The sequence below is a fragment of the Pseudomonas mosselii genome (genome assembly GCF_005796105.1).
In the GTDB taxonomy this organism is placed as follows: Bacteria; Pseudomonadota; Gammaproteobacteria; order Pseudomonadales; family Pseudomonadaceae; genus Aquipseudomonas; species Aquipseudomonas mosselii_C.
The window spans coordinates 1-16,710 of the sequence record NZ_VAUO01000012.1 but is presented as its reverse complement, the minus strand read 5'-3'; the positions used below and the strand labels follow the sequence as shown (position 1 = coordinate 16,710).

17 protein-coding genes are annotated in these 16,710 nt (G+C 64.0%); 11 read left to right on the top strand and 6 right to left on the bottom strand.

Annotated features, from left to right (window positions below; all coding sequences use genetic code 11):
- Positions 1–37: 37 nt before the first annotated feature.
- Both FEM01_RS19965 and cycA read left to right on the top strand, forming a co-directional pair.
- On the top strand, positions 38–1,402 hold the full coding sequence (locus FEM01_RS19965) for a PepSY-associated TM helix domain-containing protein (protein WP_138221196.1): 1,365 nt from the start codon (positions 38–40) through the stop codon (positions 1,400–1,402).
- 257 nt (positions 1,403–1,659) lie between these two features.
- The gene (gene cycA / locus FEM01_RS19960; RefSeq protein ID WP_138221195.1) at positions 1,660–3,075 is read left to right on the top strand and encodes a D-serine/D-alanine/glycine transporter; all 1,416 of its coding nucleotides are present in this window, start codon (positions 1,660–1,662) and stop codon (positions 3,073–3,075) included.
- A gap of 122 nt (positions 3,076–3,197) precedes the next feature.
- On the opposite strand, the gene FEM01_RS19955 is transcribed toward cycA, so the two are convergent.
- Complete coding sequence (locus FEM01_RS19955) at positions 3,198–3,497, bottom strand: hypothetical protein (protein ID WP_138221194.1); 300 nt, start codon at positions 3,495–3,497, stop codon at positions 3,198–3,200.
- A gap of 524 nt (positions 3,498–4,021) precedes the next feature.
- On the opposite strand from FEM01_RS19955, the gene urtA reads away from it, so the two are divergent.
- From urtA to FEM01_RS19925, 6 genes are all read left to right on the top strand, one after another.
- Positions 4,022–5,287, top strand: a complete 1,266-nt coding sequence (gene urtA, locus FEM01_RS19950) for an urea ABC transporter substrate-binding protein (RefSeq protein WP_138221193.1) — start codon at positions 4,022–4,024, stop codon at positions 5,285–5,287.
- A 127-nt stretch (positions 5,288–5,414) separates the two neighbouring features.
- Complete coding sequence (gene urtB / locus FEM01_RS19945; protein ID WP_138221192.1) at positions 5,415–6,902, top strand: urea ABC transporter permease subunit UrtB; 1,488 nt, start codon at positions 5,415–5,417, stop codon at positions 6,900–6,902.
- The gene (gene urtC / locus FEM01_RS19940) at positions 6,902–7,981 is read left to right on the top strand and encodes an urea ABC transporter permease subunit UrtC (RefSeq protein WP_138221191.1); all 1,080 of its coding nucleotides are present in this window, start codon (positions 6,902–6,904) and stop codon (positions 7,979–7,981) included. The genes urtB and urtC overlap by 1 nt, the downstream gene beginning before the upstream one ends.
- On the top strand, positions 7,978–8,835 hold the full coding sequence (gene urtD, locus FEM01_RS19935; protein ID WP_138221190.1) for an urea ABC transporter ATP-binding protein UrtD: 858 nt from the start codon (positions 7,978–7,980) through the stop codon (positions 8,833–8,835). Before urtC ends, urtD begins: the two co-directional genes overlap by 4 nt.
- Before the next feature lie 145 nt (positions 8,836–8,980).
- Positions 8,981–9,679 carry an urea ABC transporter ATP-binding subunit UrtE gene (urtE, locus tag FEM01_RS19930; RefSeq protein WP_138221189.1) on the top strand — a complete coding sequence of 233 codons (699 nt, stop codon included), beginning with the start codon at positions 8,981–8,983 and terminating at the stop codon, positions 9,677–9,679.
- 31 nt (positions 9,680–9,710) lie between these two features.
- Complete coding sequence (locus tag FEM01_RS19925) at positions 9,711–10,226, top strand: GNAT family N-acetyltransferase (RefSeq protein WP_138221188.1); 516 nt, start codon at positions 9,711–9,713, stop codon at positions 10,224–10,226.
- A gap of 242 nt (positions 10,227–10,468) precedes the next feature.
- Here the strand turns inward: FEM01_RS19925 and FEM01_RS19915 are convergent, their stop codons facing one another.
- Positions 10,469–10,774: a chaperone modulator CbpM gene (locus FEM01_RS19915; RefSeq protein ID WP_138221187.1), complete on the bottom strand. Its 306-nt coding sequence runs from the start codon at positions 10,772–10,774 to the stop codon at positions 10,469–10,471.
- Between the two features lie 2 nt (positions 10,775–10,776).
- Entirely contained in the window at positions 10,777–11,730 is a 954-nt protein-coding gene (gene cbpA / locus FEM01_RS19910; protein ID WP_138221186.1) for a curved DNA-binding protein, read from the bottom strand.
- A 163-nt stretch (positions 11,731–11,893) separates the two neighbouring features.
- Between cbpA and FEM01_RS19905 the strand changes: the two genes are divergently transcribed.
- Complete coding sequence (locus tag FEM01_RS19905) at positions 11,894–13,162, top strand: Hsp70 family protein (RefSeq protein WP_138221185.1); 1,269 nt, start codon at positions 11,894–11,896, stop codon at positions 13,160–13,162.
- 91 nt (positions 13,163–13,253) lie between these two features.
- Here FEM01_RS19905 and FEM01_RS19900 read toward each other — a convergent pair whose 3' ends face one another.
- From FEM01_RS19900 to FEM01_RS19890, 3 genes are all read right to left on the bottom strand, one after another.
- A complete protein-coding gene (locus FEM01_RS19900; protein ID WP_138221184.1) occupies positions 13,254–14,261 on the bottom strand; it encodes an AI-2E family transporter in 1,008 nt (335 codons plus the stop codon).
- Between the two features lie 70 nt (positions 14,262–14,331).
- The gene (locus tag FEM01_RS19895; protein WP_138221183.1) at positions 14,332–14,616 is read right to left on the bottom strand and encodes a PsiF family protein; all 285 of its coding nucleotides are present in this window, start codon (positions 14,614–14,616) and stop codon (positions 14,332–14,334) included.
- 88 nt (positions 14,617–14,704) lie between these two features.
- Positions 14,705–15,595 (bottom strand): esterase/lipase family protein, encoded by an 891-nt coding sequence (locus FEM01_RS19890; RefSeq protein ID WP_138221182.1) that lies wholly within the window; start codon positions 15,593–15,595, stop codon positions 14,705–14,707.
- A 123-nt stretch (positions 15,596–15,718) separates the two neighbouring features.
- On the opposite strand from FEM01_RS19890, the gene osmE reads away from it, so the two are divergent.
- A complete protein-coding gene (gene osmE / locus FEM01_RS19885) occupies positions 15,719–16,060 on the top strand; it encodes an osmotically-inducible lipoprotein OsmE (protein ID WP_138221181.1) in 342 nt (113 codons plus the stop codon).
- Positions 16,061–16,092: 32 nt separating this feature from the next.
- Positions 16,093–16,620 carry a ferritin-like domain-containing protein gene (locus FEM01_RS19880; protein ID WP_416781024.1) on the top strand — a complete coding sequence of 176 codons (528 nt, stop codon included), beginning with the start codon at positions 16,093–16,095 and terminating at the stop codon, positions 16,618–16,620.
- Positions 16,621–16,710 lie beyond the last annotated feature (90 nt).

Below are 16,710 nucleotides of genomic sequence, written 5' to 3'. Positions count from 1 at the left end.
CTGACCGCGCCCAACCTGGTCGAAATGCGAGGCTCCGATGAGCAAACCAAACGTGTCGTTCTACAACCTGGCGTGGCGCTGGCATTTCTATGCCGGGCTGTTCGTCGCGCCCTTCATGATCCTGCTGGCAATCACCGGGATCATCTACCTGTTCAAGCCGCAGCTCGACCCGCTGCTGTACCGCGACCTGATGGTGGTCGAGGCCGGCCATCACCGGCAGAGCGCCGATACCCTGCTGGCCTCCGTGCAGCAGGCGTATCCACAGGGCCACGTGGGTAAGTACCTGCCGCCACTGAACGCCGAGCGCAGCGCGCAGTTCGTGGTGCATGCCGGTGGTCGCGAGCTGAACGTGTTCGTCGACCCGTACAGCGCCAAGGTGCTGGGCGAGCAGGACGGCAAGCAGAACCTGCAAGCCATCGCCCGCGCCCTGCACGGCGAGCTGATGGTCGGCACCGTCGGTGATCGCCTGGTGGAATGGGCCGCTGGCTGGGGCATCGTGCTGGTGGTGTCAGGGCTTTACCTGTGGTGGCCGCGCGGGCGCAGCAGCGCGGGCGTACTGTGGCCGCGCCTGAGTGCCAGAGGGCGAGTGTTCTGGCGCGACCTGCATGCGGTCACCGGTTTCTGGGGCTCGGCTTTGTTGCTGCTGATGCTGATCAGCGGCATGACCTGGACCGGCTTGTGGGGCAAGCAGTACGCCGAGCTGTGGAATCGCTTTCCAGCTGCCATGTGGACCGACGTGCCCAAGTCCGACCGGCAGGCCGGCGAGCTGAACGAAGCACACCGCCAGACCGTGCCCTGGGCCCTGGAGAACACCCCGATGCCGGTGTCCGGCGCACACGCCGAACATGCCGGGCATCACATGGCCGACAGTGCACCGGCAGCGCCGCTGGTAAGCCTGCAACAGGTCGAGGATATCGCCACGCTGCGCAACGTCGAGCCGGGCTACAGCATCACCTTGCCGACCACTGCCGACGGCGTGTTCACCCTCGCGGTGTTCGCCGATGACCCTCGCAACGATGCAACGCTGCATGTGGACCAGTACACCGGCAAGGTGCTGGCCGATGTGCGCTGGCAAGACTACAGCACAGTGGCCCGCGCCACCGAGCTTGGGGTGATGCTGCATGAAGGGAAGATGTTCGGGCCGCTGAACCAGATCATCATCCTGCTGGTGTGCCTGATGATCCTGCTCGGTTCGGTGAGCGGCCTGGTGATGTGGTGGAAGCGCCGCCCGGCTGGCGGCCTCGGCGTACCGCCGCTGCGCCATGATCTGCCGCGTTGGAAGACCGCGGTGGCGGTGATGTTGGTGCTGGGCGTGGCGTTCCCGTTGGTGGGAGTATCGATGGTCGTGATGTGGGTGGTCGACAGCCTGGTGCTTCGCCGTCGGGTGATGGTTCGGGCGTGAGATTGCCGGGGGCGCTTCGCGCCCCTTTCCGGCCGGTCCACAGGAGGTACGCGGTCCCTTGTAGGAGCGGCCTTGTGTCGCGAAAGGGCTGCAAAGCAGCCCCAGGATGCAGGAAGCAACCACCGACCCTCGCCATACGCTCAGTCAATCTGCACTGCCAACATCGTGTCGATCTGTCACGCCTCTATCTGGAACGGGCGTGTTAGCCTACCCGGCTAGTTCAGACAAGAAGACTGACACTCAACGGAATGCAGCCTATGACCCAACCCACGCCAACGCAGGCTGAAGACCAGCACCTGCAACGCAACCTGACTAACCGACACATCCAGCTCATCGCCATTGGCGGTGCCATCGGCACCGGCCTGTTCATGGGCTCTGGCAAGACCATCAGCTTGGCCGGCCCTTCGATCATCTTCGTCTACATGATCATCGGCTTCATGCTGTTCTTCGTCATGCGCGCCATGGGCGAGTTGCTGCTGTCGAATCTCAACTACAAGTCGTTCATCGACTTCTCCGCCGACCTGCTCGGCCCCTGGGCTGGTTACTTCACCGGCTGGACCTACTGGTTCTGCTGGGTCGTCACCGGCATCGCCGACGTGGTGGCGATCGCTGCCTACACCCAGTTCTGGTTCCCCGAGCTGCCGCAGTGGATACCCGCGCTGAGCTGCGTGGCGCTGCTGCTGTCGCTGAACCTGGTGACCGTAAAGCTGTTCGGCGAGATGGAGTTCTGGTTCGCGCTGATCAAGATCATCGCCATCCTCGGCCTGGTCGCCACCGGCCTGTACATGGTCATCACCGGCTTCCAGTCGCCCAGCGGCAACACCGCCTCGCTGGCCAACCTGTGGAGCGACGGCGGCATGTTCCCGCATGGCCTGATGGGCTTCTTCGCCGGCTTCCAGATCGCCGTGTTCGCCTTCGTCGGCATCGAGCTGGTCGGCACCACCGCTGCCGAAGCCAAGGACCCTGCACGCACTCTGCCACGGGCGATCAACTCCATCCCGATCCGCATCATCGTGTTCTACGTGCTGGCGCTGGTCGCGATCATGGCGGTCACCCCATGGCGCGATGTGGTGCCAGGCAAGAGCCCGTTCGTCGAGCTGTTCGTGCTGGCCGGCTTGCCGGCAGCGGCGAGCATCATCAACTTCGTGGTGCTGACCTCGGCAGCCTCGTCGGCCAACAGCGGCGTATTCTCCACCAGCCGCATGCTGTTCGGCCTGGCCCAGGAGGGCGATGCGCCCAAGGCGTTCGAAACCCTCTCGCGCCGCTCAGTGCCGGCCAACGGCCTGTACTTCTCCTGCGCCTGCCTGCTGCTGGGCGCGGTACTGATCTACCTGGTGCCGGACGTGGTCGAGGCATTCACCCTGGTGACCACGGTGTCGGCGGTGCTGTTCATGTTCGTCTGGACGCTGATCCTGCTGTCGTACCTGAGCTACCGGAAAAACCGCGCCGCGCTGCACCAAGCATCGAGCTACAAGATGCCCGGTGGGCGCTTGATGTGCTACGTGTGCCTGGTGTTCTTCGCCGGCATCCTGGTGCTGCTGAGCCTGGAAGCCGACACCCGCTCGGCGCTGGTGGTGACGCCGATCTGGTTCGTGATCCTGGCGGTGACCTATCAGTTCGTGCGCAGCAAGCGCCAGCCGCGTGCGGCATTGCGTGACGCCTCAGGCAACTGATCCAGCAATGGGGCTGCTTGCGCAGCCCTTCGCGGGTAAACCCGCTCCCACAGGATGCGCGCAGTCCAGGCTGTAGGAGCGGGCTTGTCCCGCGAAGGGCCGCACAGCGGCCCCTGCGGTTGTCAGCCTTGCTCCAACCCTTCGAGCACCGCCTCGGCCAGCGCCAGGCCTTTCTCCAGCGAGTTTTCCGTCGCCGTCAGCAAACTGCGCAACGGCTCATCCGCCTTTTCCAGTGCCGTGGCATTGGTCTCATACGCCGCCTTCAATGCCGCCACGGCGCACACCAGCGCATCCTCGCTATCGACCCCGGCATGCACCGAGAGCATCGGGGCGTGGGCGTGATTGCAGGTGCCGAACTGTGAACTGCCGGTGATAGGACGGGGTTTGCAAATGGCGGGGCTGGCCAGCGATTCCTGGTTCATGGGTGCACCTCGCGTTGGGCGGTGCACATGAGAGGTGCGCCAGCGACAGGCGCGAACGGTGGATCTGGAACGATCTTCTTGAGCATGGTGCATCTCCTTGCGGCTCTCTGTTGGTTAAGCCCCGTGCCCATACGCCAATAAGGGTGGACGGAGCCGTGCGGGTTGGCGTGCCGGACAGAGAGAGCCGGTGAGCCCGAAGGCTCCCACACACGGCTCCGCCCATAACGGGTGCAGCCATGCAGAGCACTGCTGAAAGTGCTCACTCTCTGTATCCGGGACGCCAATCCCGAACCGCAGAAACTACTGCGGTGCGGCACGGTACTCAAGTACCGCTTGTGTGTCAAAAGTGTTCACCATACCCAGGCCCCAATCCTGTGCACGCCCAACGCGCAAGCACCATCGTGGACACGCAAAACGCCCCGATTCGTCGCACAGCCGCTCTATTGCGAGCTTTTCGCCGCCAGGCACAGCCCTTGCAATCTCCGTTTCAGCCAGCACCACAACAATCACATCGGAGTGAGCACATGAAGCGTCGCAGTCTGATCAAGGCCTTCACCCTTAGCGCATCCATCGCCGCGATGGGCCTGAGCTGGAGCATCCAGGCCGCCGAAACCATCAAGGTGGGCATCCTGCATTCGCTGTCGGGGACCATGGCGATTTCCGAGACGTCCCTCAAGGACATGGCGCTAATGACCATCGACGAAATCAACGCCAAGGGCGGGGTCAACGGCAAGCAACTCGAAGCGGTGGTGGTGGACCCGGCGTCCAACTGGCCACTGTTCGCCGAAAAGAGCCGCCAACTGCTGACCCAAGACAAGGTGGCAGTGGTGTTCGGCTGCTGGACCTCGGTGTCGCGCAAGTCGGTGCTGCCGGTGTTCGAAGAGCTCAACGGCCTGCTGTTCTACCCGGTGCAATATGAAGGCGAAGAGATGTCGCCTAACGTGTTCTACACCGGTGCCGCGCCCAACCAGCAGGCGATTCCGGCGGTGGAGTACCTGATGAGCGAAGACGGCGGCAGCGCCAAGCGCTTCTTCCTGCTGGGCACCGACTACGTCTACCCACGCACCACCAACAAGATCCTGCGCGCCTTCCTGCACAGCAAGGGCGTGGCGGACAAGGACATCGAAGAGGTCTACACCCCGTTCGGCCACGCCGACTACCAAACCATCGTCGCCAACATCAAGAAGTTCTCCGCAGGAGGCAAGACAGCGGTCATCTCCACGGTCAACGGCGACTCCAACGTGCCCTTCTACAAAGAGCTGGCCAACCAGGGCCTGAAGGCCACCGACGTGCCGGTGGTGGCGTTCTCGGTCGGCGAAGAAGAGCTGCGCGGCATCGACACCAAGCCGTTGGTGGGGCACCTGGCGGCGTGGAACTACTTCGAGTCGGTGGAGAACCCGGTCAACCAGAAATTCGTCGCTGACTGGAAGGCCTACGCCAAGGCCAAGGGCCTGCCGGGCGCCGACAAGGCGGTAACCAACGACCCGATGGAAGCGACCTACGTGGGCATCCACATGTGGGCGCAGGCAGTCGAGAAAGCCAAGTCCACCGATGTCGACAAGGTGCGCGAGGCGCTGGCCGGGCAGAGCTTCAAGGCCCCATCCGGGTTCACCCTGACCATGGACAAGACCAACCACCACCTGCACAAGCCGGTGATGATCGGCGAAATCCAGGACGACGGGCAGTTCAGCGTGGTGTGGCAGACCGAGGAACCACTGCGCGCGCAGCCTTGGAGCCCGTTCATTCCGGGGAATGACAAGCGGCCGGATTATGCGGTGAAAGGTAACTGAGTGACTGGGGCCGCTATGCGGCCCATTCGCGGGCAAGCCCGCTCCCACAAGTATCGAGAGCGCCCAGAGACCTGTGGGAGCGGGTTTACCCGCGAAGAATCCACCGCCGATTTCCAGGATTGAACGCATGCTCAGACTCCTGCTGACCTTACTGCTGCTATTGCCCCTGACCACCCACGCCAGCGAGGGCGAATTCTTCCTCACCGCCAAGCCCGCCGAGCAAGCCCGTCTGCTCGAAGGCTGGGCGGCGCAACCCGACCCCGCGCGCCTGGCGCTGCTGGAAAACCTGCGCCAAGGCCGTATCGCCGAAGGCGACACGCGCAAACTGCGCCTGAACAACCGCCTGCGCGCACTGATAGACAACGCCCTGGCCAGCCATCAACTGCACAGTGAACAGGCCAGCGTGCGCCTGGCCGCTGCGCAGCAACTGCAAAAAAGCGCACAGCCGGCGCAAATGGCTGTGCTCGACCGACGCTATGCCAGCGAACCGGACGCCGCTGTCCACGCAGCCCTCGGCTTGGCCCTAGCCAATCTGCAACTGGGCGCCAGCGAGCCTGGCGTACGCCTGGCCGCCGTGCGCCTGCTCGGCGAAACCGGCGACCCACTGGCCCGCACCCGCCTCGAAGCGCTGCTGCAACCAGGCGCCGAAACCGATGCAGCCGTGCGCACCGCCGCCGAAACCAGCCTGGCCCAGGTGCAGCGCAAGTTGCTGCTCGGCGAACTGCTCGGCCAGGCGTTCAGCGGCTTGTCGCTGGGCTCGATCCTGCTGCTCGCGGCGCTGGGCCTGGCGATTACCTTCGGCCTGCTCGGGGTGATCAACATGGCCCACGGCGAGATGCTCATGCTCGGCGCCTACAGCACCTACATGGTCCAGGTACTGGTACAGCGCTACGCCCCCGGCGCCATCGAGTTCTACCCGCTGATCGCCCTGCCGGTGGCCTTCGCCGTCAGTGCCGGCATCGGCATGGCCCTGGAGCGCACGGTGATCCGCCATCTGTATGGCCGACCACTGGAAACCCTGCTGGCCACCTGGGGGATCAGCCTGATCCTGATCCAGGCCGTGCGCCTGATCTTCGGCGCGCAGAACGTCGAGGTGAGCAACCCGGCGTGGCTGTCTGGCGGCATCCAGCTGCTGCCCAACCTGGTGCTGCCCTACAACCGTGTGGTGATCATCGGCTTCGCCCTGGCCGTGGTGCTGCTCACCTGGCTGCTGCTCAACCGCACGCGGCTGGGCCTGAACGTGCGCGCGGTGACCCAGAACCGCAACATGGCCGCCTGCTGCGGCGTGTCCACCGGGCGTGTCGACATGCTCGCCTTCGGCCTCGGCTCGGGCATCGCCGGGCTCGGTGGCGTGGCCCTGAGCCAAGTCGGCAACGTCGGCCCGGACCTGGGCCAGAGCTACATCATCGACTCGTTCCTGGTGGTGGTGCTCGGCGGCGTCGGGCAACTGGCCGGCAGCCTCTGGGCAGCTTTCGGGCTAGGCATCGCCAATAAATTGCTGGAGCCGCAGATCGGTGCGGTACTTGGCAAGATCCTCATCCTTGCGCTGATCATTCTGTTCATCCAGAAGCGTCCGCAAGGCCTGTTCGCACTCAAGGGACGGGTGATCGACTGATGAACCAGCCACTGATCGTCACCGCTGCACACAAAGCCGGACCGCGTCTCACCCTGGCCCTCGGCACTGCCGTCGTGCTGGTGCTCCTGGCCTTGCCGTTGCTGTCGCTGCTGCCTGATGGGCACACGCTGCAGGTCTCGGCCTACACCCTCACGCTGGTGGGCAAGATCCTCTGCTACGCCATCGTCGCCTTGGCCCTGGACCTGGTCTGGGGCTACGCCGGGATGCTGTCGCTGGGGCATGGCCTGTTCTTCGCCCTCGGCGGCTATGCCATGGGCATGTACCTGATGCGCCAGGCCGCTGGCGACGGGCTGCCAGGGTTCATGACCTTCCTGTCGTGGAGCGAGTTACCCTGGTACTGGACCGGCACCCAGCACTTCGCCTGGGCCCTGTGCCTAGTGGTGCTGGCACCAGGGCTGTTGGCCCTGGTGTTTGGCTTCTTCGCCTTCCGTTCGCGGATCAAGGGCGTGTACTTCTCGATCATGACCCAGGCCCTGACCTTTGCCGCCATGCTGCTGTTCTTTCGCAACGAGACCGGCTTTGGCGGCAACAACGGCTTCACCAGCTTTCGTACCCTCCTGGGTTTCGAGATCGCAGCGCCTGGCACTCGGGCGGTGCTGTTCAGCCTCACCGTGCTGTTGCTGCTGGGCAGCCTGTACCTGTGCTGGCGCCTGACCCAGAGCAAGTTCGGGCGCCTGCTCACCGCCGTGCGCGACGCCGAGAACCGGCTGATGTTCTGCGGCTACGACCCGCGCGGCTTCAAGCTGCTGGTGTGGGTGCTCAGTGCCGTGCTGTGTGGCCTGGCGGGCGCCTTGTACGTGCCTCAGGTGGGCATCATCAACCCCAGTGAAATGTCGCCGACCAACTCCATCGAGGCGGCGGTGTGGGTGGCCCTCGGCGGGCGCGGCACGTTGATCGGCCCGCTGCTCGGCGCAGGCCTGGTCAATGGCATGAAGAGCTGGTTCACCGTGGCGTTCCCGGAGTTCTGGCTGTTCTTCCTCGGTGCACTGTTCATCGTCGTCACCCTGTACCTGCCCAAGGGCGTGGTGGGCCTGGTGAAGAAAAGGAGCCAGCCATGAGAGGCGTTCCCCCCGTACATCCCGAGTTCATGCTGGAGCCGGTGTTCGACAACCTCGGCACCAGCCGCGACGCCATCGGCCTGGGCCAGGCACGCAAAGCCGGGCTCGATACGCGCCATGGCACGGTGCTGAGCCTTGAGGACATCAGCGTCAGTTTCGACGGTTTCAAGGCCCTCAACGCCCTGAACCTGTACATCGGCGTGGGCGAGCTGCGCTGCATCATCGGCCCCAACGGTGCGGGCAAGACCACCCTGATGGACGTGATCACCGGTAAGACGCGTCCCGACACCGGCAGCGCCTATTTCGGCGAGACCCTCGACCTTACGCGCATGAGCGAGTACCAGATCGCGCAGGCCGGGGTCGGTCGCAAATTCCAGAAGCCCACGGTGTTCGAGGCGCTGAGCGTGTTCGAGAACCTCGAACTGGCATTGAAGACCGACAAGTCGGTGTGGGCCAGCCTCCTAGCGCGTCCGCGCGCCGAGCAGCGCCAGCGCATCGAGGAGGTGCTCGGCACCCTGCGCCTGCTGCCGTTGGCCCAGCGCCAGGCCGGGTTGCTGTCGCATGGGCAGAAGCAGTTCCTGGAAATCGGCATGTTGCTGGTGCAGGAGCCGCAATTGCTGCTGTTGGACGAGCCGGTGGCGGGCATGACCGACGCCGAGACCGAATTCACTGCCGAACTGTTCAGGTCGCTGGCGGGCAAGCACTCGCTGATGGTGGTGGAGCACGACATGGGCTTCGTCGGCAGCATCGCCGACCATGTGACGGTGCTGCACCAGGGCAGCGTGCTGGCGGAGGGATCGCTGGCCCAGGTGCAGGCGGATGAGCGGGTGGTCGAGGTGTATCTGGGCCGCTAGACATGCATCTCTGTGCCGGCCTCTTCGCGGGTAAACCCGCTCCCACAGGTTAGGTGCAGACCCCAAGAGCAGCGCCGACTCTGTGGGAGCGGGTTTACCCGCGAATGGGCCGGCACGGGTAAAACAGACTCTCCAGGAAGCACACATGCTCAAGATCGACACCCTGCACCAGTACTACGGCGGCAGCCACATCCTGCGCGGCCTCTCGTTCGAGGCCAAGATCGGCGAGGTCACCTGCCTGCTCGGGCGCAACGGCGTGGGCAAGACCACCCTGCTGCGCTGCCTGATGGGCTTGTTGCCGGCCCGCGACGGGCGCATGGAGTGGGAAGGCAAGCCGATCACCCACCTCAAGCCCCAGCAGCGCGTGCACGCCGGCATCGCCTACGTGCCCCAGGGCCGCGAGATCTTCCCGCGCCTGACGGTGGAGGAGAACCTGTTGATGGGCCTGTCGCGTTTCGCGGCGCATGAGGCGCGCGAGGTCCCGGCGTTCATCTACGCGCTGTTCCCGGTGCTGGAGCAGATGAAACAGCGCCGGGGCGGCGATCTGTCCGGCGGCCAGCAGCAACAACTGGCTATCGGCCGGGCCTTGGCCAGCCGTCCACGCCTGCTGATCCTCGACGAACCAACCGAAGGTATCCAGCCCTCGGTCATCAAGGAAATCGGCGCGGTGATCCGCAAACTGGCTGACCGTGGCGACATGGCCATCCTGCTGGTGGAGCAGTTCTACGACTTCGCAGAGGAACTGGCCGACCAATACCTGGTAATGGCCCGTGGCGAAATCATCCAGCGTGGGCGTGGCGAAAACATGCAGGCTGAGGGTGTGCGCGGGCTGGTTACCATTTAATCTGCACCGACCCTTTCTGCGAGACGCTGTCATGAGTTACCCGATCCGCGATGCCCTGCCCACCGACCTGCCGGGTATCCTCGACATCTACAACGACGCCGTGCGCCACACCACGGCGATCTGGAACGAAACCCCGGTAGACCTGGCCAACCGCCAGGCCTGGTTCGAGGCGCGCGCACAACAGGGCTATCCGATCCTGGTGGCGGTGGATGCCACGGGTGTACTGGGTTACGCCTCGTTCGGCGATTGGCGACCATTCGAAGGTTTCCGGCTGACCGTGGAGCATTCGGTGTATGTGCGTGCCGACCAACGCGGCAAGGGCCTGGGCCCGGTGCTGATGGCCGCGCTGATCGAGCGGGCCCGGGATTGCGGCAAGCATGTGATGGTAGCGGCGATCGAGAGCGGTAACGCGGCGTCGATACGCCTGCATGAGCGCCAAGGCTTCGTGGTGACCGGGCAGATGCCGCAGGTGGGGGTGAAGTTCGGGCGCTGGCTGGATTTGACCTTCATGCAGTTGGTGCTCAATCCTGGGGCTGAGCCAGGCTAAAGACCTACCCACCTCTAACCTGCAATGCACGCCCCTTGTAGGAGCGGCCTTGTGTNTGGGAGCGGGCTTGCCCGCGAACACCGGCAAAGCCGGTGCCATCCACCGAGTCGCCTGCTTCGCGGGCAAGTCGGGGCGCCGAACCGCCGCTCCCACAGGGTACGCGGAGCGCTTGCGAAATCAGTTCTCTGCGCGACAGCGCAGCCCAAAGGGCTGGGTGATCTCCTACACGAGCCTGCGGGCGGTTACATCTGGGTGAACCGGCCCAGCCGCTGGCGCAGCATGCTGTTCTCGCTGCGCAGTTGCTGCACCTCTTCCAGCAACTCAAGCGCCAGGGCCACCCCTTCCCATTCAAGCTCCAGCTCTTGATGCAGCTTGACCGCGCGCTTCAAGGTCACCGGCGCACGGTCGTCGAACAGCCACTCCTCAGGCGTTCGCCCCAATGGTTCAACGATGCCGTGTTCGACGATTTCGATCACGCAGTCGGCCGTGAGGTCGGCTTCCTGGCAGAGGGTTCGCATGTCCAGTTGAACGATCAGGGTGCTGCTCATGGTCACTTACTCCATTGAGTCCTCGGATTGAATGCGGCTTTCTCGGAGAGCTTGGTCCACAACTCACGTGCATCGGCATCGGACTGGGGTGGCATCACCACCTTGAGCTGGGCGTACAGGTCGCCGCGCTCGCCCTGCTTGTTCAGCAGCCCCATGCCCTTGACGCGCAGGCGCTGGCCGCTCTGGCTATCGGGGCGAATGGTCAGGTTGATCTTGCCGGTCAGCGTCGGCACCGCCACCTTGGCGCCCAAGGCCGCTTCCCACGGCGCCAGCGGCACGGTGATGATCAGGTCATGGCCTTCGACATCGAACTGCGGGTGCGGCGCCATGCGAATGGTCAGGAACAGGTCGCCATTCGCGCCACCGCCCACACCCGGCGCGCCCTGGCCCTTCAGGCGAATGCGCTCGCCATCGGTGACCCCAGCGGGGATCTTCACGTTCAGGGTCTTGGTGGTGAACCCGGTGCGCTGGCCCGCCGCGTTGGTTTGCGGCACCTGGAAGCTGATCTGCTTGGACTCCTTGTTCAGGGTCTCTTCGAGAAACACCGCCAGTTCCAGTTCCACATCCTGCCCCCGCCGACCGGCGCTGCGTTGCTGACGAGCGCCGCCGAACGGGTTGCCGCCCCGGCTGCCGAAGATCGAACTGAAGAAATCGGAGAAGTCACCGCCTTCGAAGCCGCCACCATTGCCACCGCGGCCCTGCCAGCCAGGCGGGGCCTGGAACGGCCGGCCATGCTGGCCGCCGTACTTGCGAATCTCGTCGTACTCGGCGCGCTTGTCCTTGTCACCAAGCACCTCGTAGGCCTCGTTGGCCTCCTTGAACTTGTCCTCGGCGCCGCTCTCCTTGCTCACGTCGGGGTGATACTTGCGCGCGAGCTTGCGGTACGCGGCCTTGATCGCCTTCTCGTCCGCGCCCGGCTCGACGCCGAGTATCTTGTAGTAGTCTTTGAAGTCCATGGATGGATCACCAGTAAGAATGTGCGTATTGCTGCTGAAGATTGGGGTCAAGCATAGCCTTTCAAGGTCGCCTCGCACCTGCGCCAAGACAGACGACCGGTCTTGATTTAGTCGGCAACTGGCATAAACTGCGCGGCCGTTTTGCCTCCGGAAGCTTTCGCAAATGTCTGACGTATCCCCGGCCCGTGCCCTTGGTATCGACTTCGGCACCTCCAACTCCACGGTCGGCTGGCACCGCGAGGGCACCTCGTCGCTGATTGCCCTGGAAGACGGCAAGATCACCCTGCCCTCGGTGGTGTTCTTCAACATCGAGGAACGTCGCCCGGTGTACGGCCGCCAGGCGCTGCACGAGTACCTGGAAGGCTACGAAGGCCGCCTGATGCGCTCGCTCAAAAGCCTTTTGGGCTCCAAGCTGATCAAGCACGACACCAGCGTGCTGGGCAGCGCCCTGCCGTTCAAGGATCTGCTGGGCATGTTCATCGGCGAGCTGAAAAAGCGCGCCGAGGCCAGTGCCCAGCGCAGCTTCGACCAGGTGGTGCTAGGCCGCCCGGTGTTCTTCGTCGACGAAGACCCGGCTGCCGACCAGGAGGCCGAGGATACCCTGGCTGACGTGGCCCGCAAGATCGGCTTCAAGGATGTCTCGTTCCAGTACGAACCCATCGCTGCGGCGTTCGACTACGAGTCGGGCATCAGCCGCGAAGAACTGGTACTGATTGTCGATATCGGCGGCGGCACCTCGGACTTTACCCTGATCCGCCTGTCGCCAGAGCGCCATTTGCTGGACGAGCGCCAGGACGACATTCTCGCCACCGGCGGCGTGCACATCGGCGGCACCGATTTCGACAAGCAACTGAGCCTGCAAGGCGTGATGCCTCTGTTCGGCTACGGCAGCCGCATGAAGAGCGGCGCGCTTATGCCTACCAGCTACCACCTCAACCTGGCGACCTGGCACACCATCAACGCCCTGTACGCGCAAAAGTCGCAGCTGGCCTTGGGCAGCATGCGCTATGACATCGAGGACACGCAGGGCATCGACCGTCTGTTCAACCTGATCGAACAGCGCGCCGGGCACTGGCTGGCGATGGAAGTCGAGGCCAGCAAGATCGAGCTGACCGACCGCGACAGCCGCCGTATCGACTTGGGCCGGGTAGAGCCGGAGTTGGCCGCCGAGCTGACGCGGGCGCTGTTCGAAGAGGCCATCGACGGCCTGCTCGAACGCGTACGCGGGAGTGTGACCGAGCTGCTGGCCAAGGCTGGTGTGAGCGAGGGGCAGGTGGACACGGTGTTCTTCACCGGCGGCTCCAGCGGCATCCCGGCGCTGCGCAACAGCGTGGCGGCGATGCTGCCCAATGCACGGCATGTCGAAGGCAATATCTTCGGCAGCATCGGTAGCGGGCTGGCGATCGAGGCGCGCAAGCGTTACGGCGCCTGAGGGCGCAGCTGCAAGCTTCAAGTAAAAGCAGATCTGCGAACTGCCGACATCTGCTTTTACTTGCAGTTTGAGGCTTGCAGCTTGCCGCTCCTCAAACCAACTCCATGCGCCTCAACTCACTCTTGAGGTAGGCATAGTAGATCGGCCCCGCCACGACACCTGGCAGGCCGAACGCCGCCTCACACACCAACATCGCCAGCAGCAGCTCCCACGACTTGGCGCGAATCTGCCCACCGACGATCCGTGCGTTGAGGAAATACTCGACCTTGTGGATCACGATCAGGTAGCCCAGCGCCGCCGCCGCCACCCACAACGACAACGACAAACCCACGATAGTGATCAGGGTGTTGGACATCAGGTTACCGATTACCGGCAACAGTCCGAGCAGGAACGTCAGCACGATCAGCGTCTTGGTGAGCGGCAGGTGCACACCGAACAGCGGCAAGACCACCGCCAGGAACACCCCGGTGAAGGCGGTGTTGAGCAGCGAGATCTTGATCTGCGCGAAAACGATGTTGCGAAACGCCTGCACCAACAGGTTCAAGCGCTCGAACAACGCGGCCGCCAGCGGCTTGCGCCGGGACACGTCGGGGATGCGCTGCAAGGCGATGATCGCACCGAGGATCATGCCGATCAGCAAGGTGACGAACATGTGCGCCATGCCCTTGCCTACCAACTGAAGGTCGCTCAGGTGGCTCTTGATCCAGTCGCCAATGGCCACCTTGAACTCCGCCGCGCTGGCCGGCAGATAGCCTTCGATAAACGGCGGCAACTGACCACGGGCGCGCTCCACCAACGCCATGAACTTGTCCAGCGAAGCGCCGGGATTCTCGGCCTCGTGCAACAGGAAGCTGAATGCCCCGGCGATCAGCAGGGTCAAGGTACTGACCACCAGCGTGCCGAGCAGCGCCACCGCCAGCCAACGCGCGCGCTGCCCGGCGATCAGCGGTTGCAGACGCGGGGTAAGCATGTTGACCAGTTCGAACACAAGCAGCCCGGCCAGCAGGCTGGGCAGCAACTTCAGGGGCAGGGCCAGCAACAGCCCGGCCATGACGATCAGCAGGCTGGCAAGGGTGATCTGGCGGGGGGTGAAGGTCATACAGCCTCGACGGCAGACAGCAGAAAGAATCGCAGTCTGCCAGCCTTCACGGCACACGCATAGGCGCAGCTCACTTCTTCTTCAGGCAGTCGCTCATGAACGCCTTGCGCGCATCGCCCTTGAGCGCCTGGGTGGTGGCGTCGGCGTTGCAGGTCTTCATTTTTTCCTGCTGGGTCGGCGCCGGCTTGGTCTTCAGGCAGGTGCTCATGAACGCCTTGCGTTCATCGCCCTTGAGCGCCTTGGCGGTAGCGTCGGCGTTGCAGGTCTTCATCTTCTCCTGTTGCGCGGTGGCAGCAAATCCTTGCCCGGCGAGCAACATGCCCAGCACCAGTATGGACACCTGTAGCCTCTTCATGACGCGATCTCCTAGGGTGCGCGCTCGGCGCGCGGGTCGAGCTTGAGTGTAGACAACATTTTTCACCCCTCCCGCGCTGCGTGATCTCTCACAACCCCGCCGCCCGCAGCCGCGCGGCATGTTCGGTGAACAGGCGCACCGGCTCGGCCCCCTTGCCCACCGCGCCAAGCGACTGATTGACGATGTCCAGGTGATCCAGCGGATAGTCATCGCCGATCACCTGCCCCAGGTGCGAGCTGTAGCGCCCGACCATCCCATCGCACTGGCCCTTTTCCCGTACGAAACTACGGGCGAACAGCCGGCAGAAGCGATGGCTGCCATCGAAGCGGTTGCGTCCCTGGTCGGTCAGCCCCGGCTGCAAGGTGCCAGACCAGGAGTAATAGCGCACCCCATTGACCTCAGCAGCCCCCTCGCCACCCCACACCTCCGGCAGCCCCTGTGGATAAGCCTGGTTGAACAACGCCACGCCCTGGGTGGTAAGCGACTGGTGCGAGGCATGTACATCCACTGGCAACGGCGTGCGCCGCCAACCTGTCTCCAGCCACACCAGCAGCAACGCCACGCCATGCAGGATGGCCTTAAGAAGGCGCCCTTGGGGTGAGTGACCGGGCGCGCTGCGTTCCAGATGATCGGCCAGCTCAGAGCCGTGGTTGGGCCCTGCCACCGAAGTGACCGAGGCAACCCGGTCGGGGCGCTTGGCCGCCGCGTAACGTGCGCTCAGTGCCCCCTGGCTGTGGCCGATCAGGTTGACCTTGTCGGCCCCGGTGCGCTGGCAGATGGTCTCGATGATCGCCAGCAACTGTTCACCGCGCACCTCGCTGCAATGCAGCGGCGAGACCTGTACCGCAAACACCTGCGCGCCACCTCGGCGCAGCGCCGGGACGATGCCGAACCAGTACGGGTAGAGCACCAGGCGCACGAAACCGAGCATGCCCGGCACCAGCACCAGCGGATAACGGGTCGCCAGATGCTTCTGCATTGCCCTGCCTCCTGCGCGTGGACGATCTGGCCACACTACAGCGCACGCCAAGCCAATCGCAATCGAACTCCCGTCGCGCTGTGCGGTTCAAAGCAAAACAGACCCTGAGCAAGGAGCAGGACCATGTACAGACAGACCCTGGCCATCCTTCTGGCAAGCGCGACCCTCGCCGCCTGTGGCAGCCGCCCGGAAAACCCGGTGGATTACGTCACGTACCGCGACGAGCCGTTGGTCAAGCAGGTGGAGAACGGCATGACCATGCAGCGCGTGATCGCCATTGGCGGTAGCCCGTCGAGCGTGATCGACCTGCCCCACGGCGGCACCTGCAACAACTACGTGCTAAACCGCGACGGCCATCAGCAGGCCTACTACGTGCGCTTCGACGCGACCGGCCATGTCGATGACAAAGGCTTCAAGACCTGCAAACAACGCCAGGAAGACCAAGACGCCACCCATGGCGCATGACCTGACCACCCCTGATGCTGACGGAGATGAACATGAGTGCTGAACTGACCGATGTAAAAACCCTACGTGAACGCGCCCGCCAACACGTGGAGCAAGGTGCGGTAACCGAGGGCTACCATGCCGACCGTGACAACATCCTGCGCCTGCTCAACGAATCGCTGGCCACGGAACTGGTGTGCGTATTGCGCTACAAGCGCCACTACTTCATGGCCAGCGGCATCAAGGCCAGCGTGGCCGCCGCCGAGTTTCTCGAACACGCCAACCAGGAAGCCGAGCATGCCGACAAGCTGGCAGAGCGCATCGTGCAGCTGGGCGGCGAGCCGGATTTCAACCCTGACAACCTGACGAAGAACGCCCACGCCCAGTACGTGGCCGGCGATTCGCTGAAAGAGATGGTGCTCGAAGACCTGGTGGCCGAACGCATCGCCATCGACAGCTACCGCGAGATCATCCAGTACATCGGCGACAAGGATCCGACCACGCGGCGAATCTTCGAAGACATCTTGGCCCAGGAAGAAGAGCACGCCGACGATATGTCCGATCTGCTTGAAGGGCTTTGATCGTCCGGGGCGCTATGCGCCCCATTCGTGGGCAAGCCCGCTCCCACAGGTTGGACTGCCCCCCAAAAGTTGGACAGTTTTAAGCAGCAG